The sequence below is a fragment of the Streptomyces sp. NPDC026062 genome, from assembly GCF_055568375.1.
On sequence record NZ_JBVHOQ010000003.1, the window covers coordinates 128201 to 143906 of the forward strand.

General features: G+C 71.5%; 14 protein-coding genes. 8 read left to right on the forward strand and 6 right to left on the reverse strand.

Going from position 1 to position 15706, the window contains the following annotated elements:
• Nucleotides 1-111 precede the first annotated feature (111 nt).
• Nucleotides 112-1347, reverse strand: coding sequence for an SLC13 family permease (locus tag ACZ4LX_RS03760; protein ID WP_467635149.1), 1236 nt, complete (start codon nt 1345-1347; stop codon nt 112-114).
• Between the two features lie 35 nt (nt 1348-1382).
• Entirely contained in the window at nt 1383-2309 is a 927-nt protein-coding gene (locus ACZ4LX_RS03765; RefSeq protein WP_467635152.1) for a rhomboid family intramembrane serine protease, read from the reverse strand.
• Nucleotides 2310-2430: 121 nt separating this feature from the next.
• Here ACZ4LX_RS03765 and ACZ4LX_RS03770 point away from each other — a divergent pair, with 121 nt between their 5' ends.
• Nucleotides 2431-3015, forward strand: a complete 585-nt coding sequence (locus tag ACZ4LX_RS03770; protein ID WP_467635155.1) for a HutD/Ves family protein — start codon at nt 2431-2433, stop codon at nt 3013-3015.
• Here ACZ4LX_RS03770 and ACZ4LX_RS03775 read toward each other — a convergent pair.
• Nucleotides 2994-3281, reverse strand: a complete 288-nt coding sequence (locus ACZ4LX_RS03775; RefSeq protein WP_467635158.1) for a hypothetical protein — start codon at nt 3279-3281, stop codon at nt 2994-2996. The genes ACZ4LX_RS03770 and ACZ4LX_RS03775 overlap by 22 nt on opposite strands.
• Nucleotides 3282-3451: 170 nt before the next feature.
• Between ACZ4LX_RS03775 and ACZ4LX_RS03780 the strand changes: the two genes are divergently transcribed.
• The 4 genes from ACZ4LX_RS03780 to ACZ4LX_RS03795 all read left to right on the forward strand — a co-directional run bounded on the left by ACZ4LX_RS03780 (nt 3452) and on the right by ACZ4LX_RS03795 (nt 7087).
• Nucleotides 3452-3958, forward strand: coding sequence for a pyridoxamine 5'-phosphate oxidase family protein (locus tag ACZ4LX_RS03780; RefSeq protein ID WP_467635161.1), 507 nt, complete (start codon nt 3452-3454; stop codon nt 3956-3958).
• A gap of 72 nt (nt 3959-4030) precedes the next feature.
• A complete protein-coding gene (locus ACZ4LX_RS03785) occupies nt 4031-4642 on the forward strand; it encodes a TetR/AcrR family transcriptional regulator (RefSeq protein ID WP_467635165.1) in 612 nt (203 codons plus the stop codon).
• A 291-nt stretch (nt 4643-4933) separates the two neighbouring features.
• Nucleotides 4934-5137 carry a cold-shock protein gene (locus tag ACZ4LX_RS03790; protein ID WP_015607926.1) on the forward strand — a complete coding sequence of 68 codons (204 nt, stop codon included), beginning with the start codon at nt 4934-4936 and terminating at the stop codon, nt 5135-5137.
• Nucleotides 5138-5416: 279 nt separating this feature from the next.
• Nucleotides 5417-7087: a DEAD/DEAH box helicase gene (locus tag ACZ4LX_RS03795; protein ID WP_467635168.1), complete on the forward strand. Its 1671-nt coding sequence runs from the start codon at nt 5417-5419 to the stop codon at nt 7085-7087.
• Nucleotides 7088-7256: 169 nt separating this feature from the next.
• Here the strand turns inward: ACZ4LX_RS03795 and ACZ4LX_RS03800 are convergent, their stop codons facing one another.
• From ACZ4LX_RS03800 to ACZ4LX_RS03810, 3 genes are all read right to left on the reverse strand, one after another.
• Nucleotides 7257-8309, reverse strand: coding sequence for an ankyrin repeat domain-containing protein (locus ACZ4LX_RS03800; RefSeq protein WP_467635171.1), 1053 nt, complete (start codon nt 8307-8309; stop codon nt 7257-7259).
• 51 nt (nt 8310-8360) lie between these two features.
• On the reverse strand, nt 8361-9269 hold the full coding sequence (locus tag ACZ4LX_RS03805) for a hypothetical protein (protein WP_467635174.1): 909 nt from the start codon (nt 9267-9269) through the stop codon (nt 8361-8363).
• An 81-nt stretch (nt 9270-9350) separates the two neighbouring features.
• Nucleotides 9351-11153, reverse strand: a complete 1803-nt coding sequence (locus ACZ4LX_RS03810) for a glycoside hydrolase family 35 protein (RefSeq protein ID WP_467635177.1) — start codon at nt 11151-11153, stop codon at nt 9351-9353.
• Nucleotides 11154-11471: 318 nt separating this feature from the next.
• On the opposite strand from ACZ4LX_RS03810, the gene ACZ4LX_RS03815 reads away from it, so the two are divergent.
• The 3 genes from ACZ4LX_RS03815 (at nt 11472) to pepN (ending at nt 15455) form a co-directional block, all read left to right on the forward strand.
• Nucleotides 11472-12350, forward strand: coding sequence for a helix-turn-helix domain-containing protein (locus ACZ4LX_RS03815; RefSeq protein ID WP_467635180.1), 879 nt, complete (start codon nt 11472-11474; stop codon nt 12348-12350).
• 25 nt (nt 12351-12375) lie between these two features.
• Nucleotides 12376-12705, forward strand: a complete 330-nt coding sequence (locus ACZ4LX_RS03820; RefSeq protein WP_467635183.1) for a chorismate mutase — start codon at nt 12376-12378, stop codon at nt 12703-12705.
• A 233-nt stretch (nt 12706-12938) separates the two neighbouring features.
• Nucleotides 12939-15455: an aminopeptidase N gene (pepN, locus tag ACZ4LX_RS03825; protein ID WP_467635187.1), complete on the forward strand. Its 2517-nt coding sequence runs from the start codon at nt 12939-12941 to the stop codon at nt 15453-15455.
• Nucleotides 15456-15706 lie beyond the last annotated feature (251 nt).

The following is a 15706-nucleotide window of genomic DNA, read 5'->3' on the forward strand; positions in this document are numbered from 1 at the left end:
AGACGTCCCGTACAACGGCGTACGGAACTGAACGCGGCGCCTGCCCGTCCCCGACCGGACGATTCGGCAGGCGCCGTGGCGCATCCCGGGGCAGACCGCCCCCGGCCCCTCTCAGGTGACCAGAGCCAGCGCGCAGGTGGCGGCCGCCACCGCGGTCACCGCCACCACCAGGCCGGTCAGCACAAAGCGCCGCACAGCGATCCGGGTCCCCTGCCAGCGGCACCGCTCGAACCACAGCAACGTCGCGAGCGAGCCCCACGGCGTGACGACGGACCCCGCGTTGACCCCGATCAGCAGAGCGAGCAGCTGTTCGTGGTTGCCGGCGGGAATCACCGCCTCACCCGCCACATACGCCGGCAGGTTGTTCAGCACATTGGCCAGCCCCGCACCCACCCCGGCCGACCGCAGCATGCCCGAAAACCCGTTGTCCGTCCCGAGCGCCCGCACCAGCAGCTCATGCAGCCCGTGCGCGTTGACCGTCTCCACGACCAGGAACATCCCCGGCACCAGCACCAGCAGCCGCCACGGGACCAGCGACACCCGGAGCTCCTCCCGGCGCCGCACCGCATAGGCGGCCACCACGACCGCCATCGCGACCAGCGAGGCCGACCACAGCGGAACGTCCACCACCAGGATCGCCAGCAGGAAACCGCCGCACGCCACCGAACAGATCCGCAGCAGCACCGGATCACCCGGCACGGGCAGCGCGGGCGGCACATAGCGGTCCGCGCCACGACGGCCGCGGCGCCAGTAGAACACCCACAGACACAGCGCGGTCACCCCGATCGCGGCCAGCTGCGGCAGCCACATCACGGCCGCCAGACCGGCCGGTGACAGCGCCACCCGGTCCGCCGCCAGCAGATTCGTCAGGTTCGACACCGGCAGCAGCAGACTCGCCGTGTTGGCCAGCCACACCGTCGTCATCGCCAACGGCAGGGCCGCGATACCCACCCGCGTACCCAGAGCCAGCATCACCGGAGTGAGCAGGACCGCGGTCGTATCCAGATTCAGCGTGATCGTGGTCAGCGAGGCGAAGGCCACACACAGCCCGAAGAGCAGCGGATAACGCCCCCGGCCCGCCCGTGCCACCCAGGCCGCCACCACGTCGAACACCTGCGCCCGGCCCGCCAGTTCCGCCAGCACGATCACCGTGGCCAGGAACGCCAGCAGCGGCCCGATACGCCGCATCTGATCCGCCGCCGGCCCGGACGGCAGCAGCCCGGTCGCCGCGGCGAGCAGCCCCAGCACGAGCAGCCCGCCCGCCAGCCAGTCCAGCGGGTGCAGCCGCCGCACCAGGGAGAGCGCGCCGGAACGCACGGCCCCCGGCGCGGAGTGATCGTTCCGCATGCGGTCATCGTGTCAGACCGGACACCCGGCCCCGCTCAGCCCGTGAGCGCCGAACTCTTCAGGACCACCAGCAGCACCAGCACGGCGAGCAGCACCACACATCCGGCCGCCTGCACGGCAGTACGGCGCTGCGCCGGGGCGTACGCGTACACGACCGTGACGACCGCACCGGTCAGCAGCCCGCCCAGATGCGCCTGCCACGAGGCGAACGCCGCCGAGATCAGCATCCAGACCAGGAACCCGGCCATGAACCGGTTCACCGCCCGCATGTCCCGGCCCAGCCGCCGGTTGATGACGTAGAACGACGCCGCGAGACCGAAGACCGCCCCCGACGCACCCACCACGGTGTCGAGCGGCGCGATCAGGTAGACCAGCACCGAACCGCCCAGCGCGGACAGCAGATACAGCGCGAGATACCGCACCCGCCCCAGCTGCTCCTCGACGACCCGGCCCAGATTCCACAGGGCGTACATGTTGAAGACGATGTGCAGCACGCCGAACGGCAACGAACCGAGCGTGGACCCGTCGTTCGGCGGCATGTGCAGGAAGGCCCCGGTCAGCAGCCGGTACCACTCGCCGTCCACCACACCGGTCACATCGAAGCCGGGGACGCCCCCGATGACGTAGACGTACTGGACGCCGTCCGGACCCGTCAGTCCGGCACCCGTCATCGCGAACCGGTCGACGACCCCCGGACGGATCAGCTCGGCCAGGTACGCCAGGATGTTCAGGCCCATCAGCACATAGGTGACGACCGGCACCGCGCTGCGGGGAACCGTGCCGCCGAACACCGTCCGTGCCCGGCGTACCGACCGCTGCCCCTCCTTCACACACTCCACGCAGTGATGGCCGACGGCCGCCTCGCGCATGCAGTCCGGGCAGATGAACCGCTCACAACGGGTGCAGCTCACATACGTCTCGTACGAGGGATGGCGATAGCACGTGGTGACGGCGGCCTCCATGGCCGGCTCCTTCATGGGTGTACGAACAGGGGCCGGTGGGGGCGGCGGCGATCAAGATAGCGAACCCGGGGGACCGGTCCAGGCTCGGGGGCTCCGCACCACCGACGATCGGAGACCCCTGATGACCGCCGAGGCGTACCGGATCCTGCGCGCGGCCGGCCGTACCCCGGTGGCGTGGCGGAACGGCGGGGGAACCACCCGCGAGATCGCCGCGTCCCCCGGTGCCGTGACCGGTGCCTTCGACTGGCGGGTCAGCCTGGCGGACGTGGCCGAGGACGGGCCGTTCTCCGTGTTCCCGGGTGTCGACCGGACCCTGACCGTGGTGGAGGGGGACGGGATGGACCTCATGGTGGGCGGCGAGCACCACATCGTCGACGAGCCGTACTGGCCGCACGATTTCCCCGGCGACCTGGAGACCGACGGCCGGCTGCTGGCGGGCCCGGTCGTGAACCTCAACGTGATGTACCGCAGGGACCGCACCCGGGCCGAGACGGCGGTGGCACGCGGCACCCTCCGGCTGATGGCACCGGAGGGCGGGGCGGCACTGGCCGTGGCGCTGGAGGACGGTGCCGTCATCGACGGCACGGACATCCGGCTCGCCCGCTACGACGCGGTGCTGCTGCGGAGCAGGGCGTCATGCGTGCTGCGGACGCAGGGATACGCGGCGCTCGTGACGGTGGCGCGTCACGAACCCGGTACCCAGTAGTTGTGCACCTGCGAGACCGCCGGGCGTTCACCCGTGGCGGGCAGGCCCTGCTTCTCGGCGACGGGCATCATCACCGCGCCGAACTTGTCCATGGCCTCCTGGGACTCCCAGAGGTCGTACACCTCGATACCGGCATCGGTCGTGACGCAGACGTGCGAGAGACAGCCCGCGAACGTGTCGCCGGGCAGTGACTGGAGTTCCGCGTTGAGCGCGTCGTACTGGTCCCTCGTCATGCCCGGCATCGACGCCTTCATGAAGATCGCCATCTGAACTCACCTCGGAAGCGGGAGCGGCGCCCTCCCCGCCGCCCGGACGGCGGCCTCCGCCACCTCCAGCACATCACGCCGCAGCCACCGCGGCATCCGTCCGGGTGGTCCGCGACCGTGCTTGGAGAATCCGGACAGAGGATGTCGGGATTCCCGGGTTCGATGTCTGCATGACCACATCCACATGGGCGGACTTCCGGTCCGCCGAACCGGAATTCGCCGACACCGTGCGCCGGCGCTTCGAGCAGTACAAGCACCATGTCCTGGCGACCGTACGCAAGGACGGATCGCCGCGGGTGACCGGCCTCGAAGTGGAGTTCCGGCTCGGTGAGCCGTTCCTCGGCATGATGCCGGACTCGCGCAAGGCCCTGGACCTGTTCCGCGATCCCCGCTTCGCGGTCCAGGCGAACCCCGGCCCCGACGCGGAGATGGCCGACGGGGACGTACGGATCTCGGGACGCGCGGTCGAGGTGACCGACCCCGCCGTGCTGGCACGCTTCATCGGCGAGGTGAAACCGCCGGAACCCTTCCACCTCTTCCGGGTGGAGCTGACCGAGGTGGTACGCACCGGTCTGGAGGGCGGCGACACCCTGCTCATCCAGTCCTGGCGCCCCGGCCTTCCGCTGCGCACGGTCCGCAGGGGCAACGACGAGGGTTCGACGGTCACGGAGCCCTGATCCCGGCCCCGGGAGCCGCCTCGGACGACGGGGCCGTCCGAGGCTCCGCCCCGCCGGGCGGAGAATGGGCGGGTGCCTACCAAGAAGAAGCCCCAGGCGGCCCCCTCACCCGAGCGCCGTGCCGAACTGCTCGCCACCGCCGCCGAGGTGTTCGCCGCCCAGGGATACAACGCCACGACCGTCCGCAGGATCGCGGACGCGGCCGGCATGCTCGCGGGCAGCCTCTACTACCACTTCGATTCCAAGGAATCGATGCTCGACGAGATCCTCTCCACCTTCCTGGGCGAGCTCTGGGAGGGGTACGACGCCGTCCTCGACGCCGGGCTCGGCCCCAGGGAGACCATCGAGGCACTCGTCACCGAGTCCTTCCGGGAGATCGACCGGCACCGCGCCGCCGTCGCCATCTACCAGAAGGAGGCCCGGCATCTGGCCGCCCAGCCCCGGTTCCAGTACCTCGTCGAGTCCCAGGAGAAGTTCGAGAAGGCATGGCTCGGCACGCTGGAGCGCGGTGTCGCCGACCGGACCTTCCGGGCCGATCTCGACATCCGCCTCACCTACCGGTTCGTCCGCGACACCGTCTGGGTCGCCGCGTCCTGGTACCGGCCGGGCGGGCGGCACAGCCCCGAGGAGATCGCCCGCCAGTACCTCTCGATGGTCCTGGACGGCATTGCCCCGCGCCGCTGACTTCGGCCGGCAACGGGTCCGGAGGGTTTCGATACGTCTTTGGGCCGGACGCCCCATGGGTTCGCCCGTAAATCGTCGGCCGACGGCGCGGCGTGTCCCACCGCTGGTCGGCAGATCGTGCTACGGTGATCCGGTTGCAGTTTTGGTACCCATGAACTTTATGTGCGCCTGACGAGAATGCTTCTTCAGGCGCTTTAATGTTTTCCGGCTTTCTCCGGGTGGGGCTCAATGCGGCGACTTGGAATTCGTAAAGTGCGGATTTCCGGCACTGCACCTGTTTAGGAGAATGACATGGCTACTGGAACCGTGAAGTGGTTCAACTCGGAAAAGGGCTTCGGCTTCATCGAGCAGGACGGCGGCGGCGCCGACGTCTTCGCCCACTACTCCAACATCGCCACCCAGGGCTTCCGTGAGCTCCAGGAGGGCCAGAAGGTCTCCTTCGACGTCACGCAGGGCCAGAAGGGCCCGCAGGCGGAGAACATCGTCCCGGCCTAATTGCCGGACGCGTACCTCGCAGCCGGGGCCCGCACCGTGAAGGTGCGGGTCCCGGCTTGTGCTGTCCCTGGGAAGTAACGCAAAGACCGGGCGCCGTTCGGCGTCCGGTACCGGGTGCGACGAAGCACCCCGGGCGTCCCGGGAGAACCGCGCGCCACGTCCAGCGGTCCGTCCGCATGTCCGCGCAGCCCCGGAACTCTCCCGCCGCCCCCGGCAGGTCCCAGCAAGTCCCCGCAGTCCCACGTAGTTCCCCAGGAATCCCCAGGAGGGCAATTCCGTATGACCCGCTCCGAACGTCAGGACCGTCCCGCCCGCAATCGCCCGTCGAGGGGGCGTGGCACGGCCCAGGCACAGGCAACCGCACAGGGTTCCGGCAAGGGATCCGGCAAGGCGTCACCCCGTCGCAGGGCCACGCCGCCGCAGGGTGAGTTCGCCCTGCCCGAAACCATGACCCCCGCGCTGCCCGCCGTCGAGGCGTTCGCCGAGCTGGACATGCCCGCCGCCCTGCTGAAAACCCTTGCCGCGCAGGGCGTCACCGACCCCTTCCCGATCCAGGGCGCCACCCTGCCGAACTCGCTCGCAGGCCGGGACATCCTCGGCCGCGGCCGCACCGGGTCAGGCAAGACCCTCGCCTTCGGCCTCGCACTGCTGGCCCGCACCGCCGGACGCCGCTCCGAGCCCAAGGCACCGCTGGCACTCGTCCTCGTCCCGACCCGCGAGCTCGCCCAGCAGGTCACCGACGCCCTGACGCCGTACGCCACCGCCGTCAACCTGCGGATGGCCACCGTCGTCGGCGGCATGTCGATCAGCAAGCAGTCCGGCACCCTGCGCCGGGGCGCCGAGGTGCTCGTCGCCACGCCAGGCCGCCTCAAGGACCTCATCGAGCGTGGCGACTGCCGCCTGGACGACGTCGCGATCACCGTCCTCGACGAGGCCGACCAGATGGCCGACATGGGGTTCATGCCGCAGGTCGTCGCCCTGCTCAAGCAGGTCCGGGACGACGGGCAGCGGATGCTGTTCTCCGCGACGCTGGACAAGAACATCGACCGGCTGGTCAAGATGTTCCTGACCGACCCCGTCGTGCACTCGGTCGACCCGTCCGCCGGCGCCGTCACCACCATGGAGCACCATGTGCTCCATGTGATCGACGAGACCGACAAGAAGGCCGTCGCCACGAAGATCGCCGCCCGTGAGGGCCGCGTGATCATGTTCGTCGACACCAAGCGCGCAGCCGACCGCTTCGCCAAGCGGCTGCTCGCCAGCGGGGTACGGGCCTCCGCGCTGCACGGCGGGCGCTCCCAGCCACAGCGCAACCGGACCCTGGACCAGTTCAAGACCGGTGAGGTCACCGTCCTCGTCGCGACGAACGTGGCGGCCCGCGGCATCCACGTCGACGACCTCGACCTGGTCGTCAACGTGGACCCGCCCACCGACCACAAGGACTACCTCCACCGCGGCGGACGCACGGCCCGCGCCGGGGAGTCCGGCAGTGTCGTCACACTGGTGCTGCCCGAGGAGAAGCGGGAGATGACCCGGCTGATGCAGGACGCGGGCATCGCGCCGCGCACCACCCGGATCAAGTCCAGCGACGAGGAGCTCACCCGGATCACCGGGGCACGCGAACCGTCCGGCATCGCGATCGTGATCGAGGTCCCGCAGCCCACCCAGCCGAAGCCGCGCACGCGGTCCGGCGGGGGCACGGGTACCGGCTCCGCCGGCGGGTTCCGCTCGGGCGGCCGCGGCCGGGGCCGGCGTGGCGGCTCCGGTGGGGCCGCGGGCGCCGGTGGCAGCGGTGCGCAGGGCGCGGGCGGCACATCCCGGGGCACGGGTTCCGGCGGCACCTCGCGCGGTTCCGGTACCGGCGGCGCCTCGCGCGGTGGCGGCGGCGGCACGGGCCGCTCCGGCGGCGGGCGGGGCGGCGCGCCCGCGCGGGGCCGTCGCGCGGCGTAACCGGTCACACCTCGGCCCGTCCGGCGCTTGACGGCGGAGCGTCACCTCAGCCCGTCCGGTGATCGAGGACGGAGCGGCAACCGGGTTCGCCCCGGGCGCCGCCTCCTCGACGCCGGGCGGGCTTGTGTGTGCCGGAGGGCGCCGGGCGGGCCCGTGCCGGACCACGAACTCAAGCCTCCCCGGCGACCGGGGAGCGGGGGTACGGCGGCAGCGCCCCCGCAAGAGGCGGCACGGGCGCACCCAGCCGTCTCAGCACCTCCGCGCCGAACGCCCGCCGCGACGGATCGTCCGACACGCACCACGCGGTCGCCGCCTGACGGGTCTCCTCCCCGCCGCGCTCGCCCAGCGCCTCGGCCGACGTCCGCCAGTTCTCCAGCTCCGGGCCGCCGGAGAGCAGAGCCCGCCGCGCCAGTTCCTCGAAGGAGGCGCGTACGCCCAGCTCCCCCTCCAGCACCGTGGCGATCGCGCCATGCCCGGTCTGCTGGTCCCGGCCCGCGAACGGCCGCCCGTCCCGGACCAGTTCGACGGTCAGCGTCTCCCCGCCGTCGATGACGGCCCGGCCCACCACGACCTCGTACGCCCCACGGTCGCCGTCGCCGTCGCCGTTCTCGTATCCGTACAACTCCCGCAGCCCCGACCGCATCTCCTGCTCCAGGTCGGTGCCCAGCATCCGCCGCGTCTCGCCGAGAGCCTCTTCCACCGCGCCCTCCACCGCCCCCGCACCGTGCCGCAACAGCACCCGGACCGTCGGCAGAGAGCCCCGGCGCGCGGCGAGCAGCAGTGGCGACTCGCCCTCCGGTCCCGGCAGACACGCGTCGGCACCGTACGCCAGCAGCACCTCGGCGGTCCGCGCATGACCGAGCCCCACCGCCCACCGCAGCGCCGTGAACCCGAACTGCTCGGGCAGATCAGGCCGCGCCCCGGCCGCCAGCAGCGTCTCGACCACCTCCGTATGACCGCCGCACGCCGCCCCGCACAACGGCAGATCGCCCCTCTCGGGACCGCACGCCCGGTCGGGATCGGCACCCGCCGCCAGGAGTAGCCGCACCACCCCCGGCCGGTCCGAAACAGCCGCGAGATAGAGCGCACTCGCACCGTCCCCGTCCACCGACTCGGCGGACACACCGGCACGGAGCAGTCGTACGACGGCGTTCTCACCCTCGTACAACGCATCGAACAGGCTCGGCCCGCCCTCTGCCGCCGCCATCGGATCTTCTGTCATATTTCGACTGTAATACGCCACGCGCCAGGGCCCCTTGCCCGTGGCCGCCCCTCAGGTCGTGCAGTCCAGCACCGTCCGGCACAGCGCACACCGCGCCCGCACCCGGCCGCGCACCGGAACCCTGTTGCGCTGATGGCAGGTCGGACAGGGGAACGCGACCCGCAGCCCGTCCCCACCGGACTCGAAGGCGTACGGAACACCGGCACCCGGGACCGTGACCGCCGGGGGATTGTCCTGGGCGTACCGCCGGTCCCTGGCATAACGGCGCCGGCCCACCCAGCCCGCGGCCGTCAGCGGCGGCTGCGCACTCTCGCGCAGGGCCTGCTCCCGCCCCTTGGTGTACGCGGAGTACGCCTGTGGGCTGGTGAACCACGGCGAGGGATCCTCGTCGAACACGAACGCCCGCTTGGCCAGCACATACCCGAACTCCTCCGGGGTCAGATAGCCGAGCTTCTGACTCGACACCGCGTCGTCCCGGAACGCGTCCAGCAGCAGCCACCCCGCCCCCAGATAGGCCGCCGCGGTGTCGGTGAGGATCTCGTTGTCACGCGTCCCCGGGAACTCCAGCCCCAGCCGGTGCAGCAGCACATGCGTGACCTCGTGCGACAACGCGGCACCGATGTCCCTGCGATGGGTACGGAACCGGTCGTTCAGCTCGACGAAGTACTCCGGCCCCGCCGCGAGTTCGACACTCCCCGCGTGCTCCATCGCGCAGAACGCCACAACCATCCGGGCATCCGGCAGCCGCAGATGCCGCACCACCGCCCGAGCCACCCGCTGCGTACCGAGATGCAGGTCGTCCGCGTCGGCGAACGCCGCGTCGACGGGAGCGAGACTCGGGGCGAAGCGGCGGACCCCGTCGTACGACAGGCGGCGGTACAGCGCGGTGATCGCCCGGTGAACGGTGGCCAGATGCGGGAAACCATGCACCACCGGGCTTCCCCGGGGGCTGTCCGGCACGTCCCCCACCCCCACTCACTTCGCGACGCTCAGCTCCTCACCACTGTAGACCGGGGCGGGCACCACCCGTCAGACGCCGCGTCAGACGTCCGCGTCCGCCCGGACGCCCGCCCGCGCAGGCACACCCGGCCCCAGCAGCACATACGGCGCCGCCGCACCCTCCACCTCCAGCACCCACACCTCGTTCGCACCGTCCCGCAGCACCGGACCCGGCACATACAGCGTCCGCTGCGGGCCCGCCGACCAGTAACGCCCGAGGCAGAAGCCGTTCACCCAGACGAACCCACGGGTCCAGCCCGGCAGTTCTAGCCCCGCATGCCCGGTGCCCGACACATCGGCGACCTGGAACGTGCCCCGGTAGAGCCCCCTGCCCCCCGACCCGTCGACCGGCACGAACGGAACGCCCGCCACCGCACCCGGCTCCTCGAACGCGTCGAGCCGCAGCGCCCGTGCCCGCACCCCGTGCAGGTACTGGCGCTCATGCAGCACACCTCCGGTGATGCCCTTCGGCTCACCGAGGCGCGGCCCGTAGTTGACCCGGCCCAGCGACTCCACCCACAACTCCACCTCGGCCGGCCCGGCCACCGGCTCAGGCAGCGTGCGGTCCTCCTCGCTCAGCACACCCCTGCGGACCCCGTCCACATACACCAGCGCCCGGTCCCGCAGGCCCGCAACACCCAGGGTGTACGGCCGTCGTGGCCCCGGGACCGCGACCCGGTACCGCACCAGACCCCGGTCGACCCCCAGCTCCTCGAACGTGGGCGGCACCCCCGGCTCCGCCCGCTCCTCGTCACCCAGCGCCTCCAGCACCTCGGCCAGCGGCGCCCACTCGGTCAGCTCGGCCCGGACCGGCGCCAGCCCGGCCGGCTCCGGCGGCAACGGGGGCAGCGGCCCGTCCGCGTACGGGGCGAGAAGGTCCCGGAACAGGCGGAACTTCTCCGTGGGCCGCCCGTACTCGTCGATCGGCGCGTCGTAGTCGTACGACGTCACCGTCGGCAGCAGGCCCTCGTCCTGGAGCGGCCCGGAACGGTTCGCGCCCGCCCAGCCGGCGAAGTTCGTCCCCCCGTGCGCCATGTAGATGTTCACCGAAGCCCCGCACTCCAGGATCTCCCGCAGCGCGTCGGCGGCCCGCGCCGGATCCCGTACGACGGGCGGCGAGCCCCAGTGCTCGAACCAGCCGCACCAGAACTCCATACACATCAGCGGGCCCTCGGGCTGATGACGGCGCAGCACCCGGAACGCCTCACGCGCCCCCGAACCGAAGTTCGCCGTGGCGAGCAGACCGGGCACCGAACCACCGGTGAGCATGTGGTCCTCCGGCCCGTCGGAGGTGAACAGCGGAACACTCACGCCGGACTCACCGAGCATCGCCGCGATCCGGCTCAGGTAGACGGCGTCGCTGCCGTAACTGCCGTACTCGTTCTCCGCCTGCACCATGATCACCGGACCGCCCCGGTCGATCTGCCGCTGGGCCACCTGCGGCAGCAGCTCGGCGAACCACCGCTCCACCGCCTCCAGCCAGCCCGCGTCCCGGGTCCGCACCCGCCGGCCGAACCGCCCCGTCACCCACGCCGGAAGCCCGCCGTTCTCCCACTCCGCGCAGATGTACGGCCCCGGGCGCACGATCGCCCACAGACCGGCCCGGTGCGCCGCGTCCAGGAAGCGGCCGAGCGCCCCGACGTCCCGGAACTCACCGGGCCGAGGCTCATGGAGGTTCCACGGCACATACGTCTCGACACAGTTCAGACCCATCGCCCGCAGCGTCGAGAGCCGGTGCTCCCACTGTGCCTCGTGCACCCGGAAGTAGTGCAGGGCCCCCGACAGCAGCCGTACGGGCTTTCCGTCGATCCGGAAGTGGTCGTCCCCCACGGTGAAGTCAGCCATCGTGCTCGTTCTCTCCTGTGCGCGCGGTCCCGTGAACGCCGCGCCGCGCGGTCCGGTACGAGCCGAACGCGGCGTGTGACGGAGCGGACGAACCCGGGAGGAATGTCACGGCCCAGCCTCGCCCCCTGGCGTGCGGCCGGTCCATGGACAAAGATCACTGCTGTTTGGACGCAGCACACGGCGCCGCGCACAGCGCCACGCGTGGCCTCGTACGCGGTGCCACACATGACGTCGTACACGGCGCCACACATGACGTCGTACACGGCGCCGCGCAGGACGCCGCACGTCGCACGGTCACGAACGGAGGAGCGAGGGCCGATGTACCACACCTGGATGCGCTTCTTCACCCCGAGCCCGCTCCACCACCGCCTCGGACTGGTCTGCCTGGGGGTGGGCCTGCAGCACGGCACGCTGCCCACCGTCGGTCCCCGCACCCTGGACCACCACGTGGCCGTCGTCATCAACGCGGGCAGCGGATGGTTCGCGGGACCGGACGGGCGGCGGGTCCCCGTCACCGCCCCCAGCCTGATCTGGCTGACCCCCGGCACCCCGCACCACTACGGCGCCGACCCGGTCACCGGCTGGGACGAGAGCTTCGTCGACTTCAGCGGGCCCGCCACCACCACGTACACCGAACTCGGCTACATCGAACCGGACCGCCCCCTCGTCCCGCTCGCCGACACCGCGGCGCCGCGTGCCGCCGTCGGCCGGATGGTCCGGGCGGCCCGGCGCGGCAATCCGCTGCTGGAGGTGGAGACCGGCGCGGCCGTCCACGAACTCCTCGTCGCCCTGCGCCGGGCGCGCGCCGACGTCAGCCCCGACGGCGACCCCGTGCTGCGGGCCCTGGCCCGGGACGCCTTCCAGCCGTTCTCGGTCGCCGAGCACGCCGCCCGGCACGGGATGACACCCGCCGAGCTGCGCACCGCGGTGCGGCGGGGAGCCGGGTGCAGCCCGAAGGACTACCTCCTCGGCATCCGGCTCGGCCGCGCCAAGGAACTCCTGGCCACCGGCGACCTGCCCGTCGCCGCTGTCGCACGCCGCGTCGGGTACGACGACCCGGCATACTTCTCCCGCCTGTTCGCCCGACGCGTCGGCATGGCCCCGGTCCGCTTCCGCGAACAGCAGGGCCGCACCGTGCCGGGCGGCTGGAGCGACCGGATCCCGGACCCGGACCACCCACCGACCATCACGCCGTAGCCCGTTCCGTCTAAGCTCGCTGACCATGACGACGAGCGACATCGACGATTCCGTACGCGCCGAACTGAACCGGCTGCGCGAGAGTATCGACAACATCGACGCGGCTGTTGTCCATATGCTCGCCGAGCGCTTCAAATGCACCCAGCAGGTCGGCCACCTCAAGGCCGCCCACCAGCTCCCCCCGGCCGACCCGGCCCGCGAGTCCCGCCAGATCACCCGGCTGCGCCAGCTGGCGGAGAGCGCCCACCTGGACCCGGCGTTCGCCGAGAAGCTGCTGAACTTCATCGTGGCCGAGGTCATCCGCCACCACGAGCGGATCGCGGAGGAGTCGGCGGTGAACGGGGCGGGGGAGTAGCGGGGAAGCAGCAGACGGCCCGGCCCCGGCCTGGAGCGATTTCGAGGGGCGGGGGCCCGGGGGCGGGGGCCCCGGGGTACGAGGCCCGCGTGGTTCCGAGGCCCGGGTTCGAGGCCCGGTTCCCAGGCCAGGTTCCCAGCTCTCGGGGTGGGGCCCACGAACCGGACCGGGCCCTGTCAGCCCAGCGAGAACCCGCCTGCGCGCCGCGGACCGTATACGGCAGCATGGCTCCCATGTCCGTACTGATGCGCGATGAAGCGCAGGCCCGAGCCCAGTTCCTCGACGTACAGCGATACACGATCGATCTCGATCTCACGGTGGGCGAGGAGACCTTCGACTCCCGAACCGTCATCCAGTTCACCGCGCTCGCCGACGGTGACACCTTCGTCGAAGTCAAGCCCGCCAGCTTGCGCTCCATCAGCCTCGACGGGCACCCCCTGGACCCCGCGGACCTCAACGAGAACCGCTTCCCCCTCACCGGCCTCACCGCCGGCACCCACGAACTGCACATCGACGCCGCCATGCGCTACTCCCGCACCGGCGAAGGCATGCACCGCTTCACCGACCCCACCGACAACGAGACCTACGCCTACACCCAGCTCTTCATGGAAGACGTCCAGCGCGTCTTCGCCGCATTCGACCAGCCCGACCTCAAATCCGTCTTCGCCCTCACCGTCACCGCCCCCGAAGGCTGGACCGTCCTCGGCAACGGCACCAGCACACCCACCGGCGACCACCGATGGACCCTCGCCCCCACACCCCCCATCTCCACCTACCTCGTCGCCGTCGCCGCAGGCCCCTGGCACTCCGTGACCACCGAGCACGCCGGACTGCCCTTCGGTATCCACTGCCGCCGCTCGCTGGCCCCCCACCTCGACGCCGACGCCGACGAAATCCTCGACATCACCCGCGCCTGCTTCGACCGGTTCCACGAAAAGTTCGACGAGCCCTACCCCTTCGACTCCTACGACCAGGCCTTCGTCCCCGAATTCAACGCCGGCGCCATGGAGAACCCGGGACTCGTCACCTTCCGCGACGAATTCGTCTACCGCTCCGCCGTCACCGACACCGAACGCCAGACCCGCGGTATGGTCATCGCCCACGAAATGGCCCACATGTGGTTCGGCGACCTCGTCACCCTCGCCTGGTGGGACGACATCTGGCTCAACGAGTCCTTCGCCGAGTACATGGGCTACCAGACCCTCGCCGAAGCCACCCGCTTCACCGACACCTGGGTCGACTTCGGTGTCGCCCGCAAGGGATGGGGATACGACGCCGACCAGCGCCCCTCCACCCACCCCGTCGCCCCCGACCCCGCCGCGGTCCCCGACACCGCCTCCGCGATGCTCAACTTCGACGGCATCTCCTACGCCAAGGGCGCATCCGCCCTGCGCCAACTCGTCGCCTGGCTCGGCGAGAAGGACTTCCTGGCCGGCATCAACACCCACTTCGCCCGCCACAAGTTCGCCAACGCCACCCTCGCCGACTTCATCGACAACCTCGCCTCCGCCACCGACCGCGACGTCCACGCCTGGGCCGACCAGTGGCTGCGCACCACCGGAGTCGACACCCTCACCCCCCACCTCACCGAAGCCGACACCACCTGGTCCCTCACCGTCGGCCACCACGGGACCCGCCCCCACCGCATCACCGTCGGCACCTACGACCACGCCATCGACACCCAGTCCCGCCCCGACAGCCTCGTCCCGCGCGACCGCTTCGACATCAGCGTCCCCGACGACGACACCGCACAGAACAGCCCCATCACCCGCCCCGGCCGCCGCCCCGCCCTCGTCGTCCTCAACGACAACGACCTCACCTACGCCAAGATCCGCCTCGACCCCGGATCCTGGAACACCGTCCTGAGCAGCCTCTCCGGCATCCCCGACGCCCTCACCCGCGCCGTCGTCTGGAACGCCGCCCGCGACATGGTCCGCGACGGCGAACTCGCCCCCGCCACCTACCTCGAAGCGGCCCGCGCCCACCTCCCGCACGAGACCGACCTGGCCCTCCTCCAAGGCGTACTCGCCTTCGCCGACACCCAGATCGCCGCGCGCTACATCGCCCCCGAGGACCGCCCCGCCGCCCTCGCCACCCTCACCGCCCTCAACCGCGACCTCATCCGCCGCACCGAGGACGGCACCCACCCCGGCCTCCGCCTCACCGCCGTACGCCACCTGATCGACGCCGCCACCCAGCCCGACACCATCCACGGCTGGCTCACCGACGGCACCGTCCCCGGCGGCCCCGAACTCGACCCCGAACTGCGCTGGCGCATCCTCACCCGCCTCGCCGTCCTCGGCGCCACCGACGAAGCAGCCATCGCCGCCGAACTCGAAGCCGATCCCAGCGCCACCGGCCAGGAAGGCGCCGCCCGCTGCCGCGCCGCCCTGCCCACCCCCGAGGCCAAGGCCGCCGCCTGGCACGCGATGTTCACCGACGACACCCTCTCCAACTACCTGTTCACCGCCACCGCCCAAGGCTTCTGGCAGCCCGAACAGACCGACCTCCTCACCCCGTACGTCCCCCGCTACTACCCCGACGTGACCGCCCTCGCCACCCGCCGCGGCCCCGCCATCGCCGAAGCCGCCGGACGCTACGCCTTCCCCGCATACGCCATCGACGCCGACAGCCTCCACCGAGGTGAACAAGCCCTCGCCGACCAGGCCCTCATCCCCGCCCTGCGCCGCAAACTCACCGATCAGATCGACGACCTGCGCCGCGCCCTCGCCGTCCGCAACGCCCACTGACAAAAGCAGCGCACCACCGCACCACCCGTGCCCGGCCCGCCCTCACCCCGAGGGCAGGCCGGGCACACCCGCATCAGCCCGTGCCCGGTCCGCCCTCACCCGAGGACAGGCCGGGCACACCCACATCCGGACGCCCCGCCGCACACCCCTACCACCCGAACTCCGCACCAACGCCCCCAAGCGCCCGCCCGTCCCCCTTTCGAGTTCAGATCACCAGGCTCCTCGGCAGCGCCCACCGATCCCCGGACAAG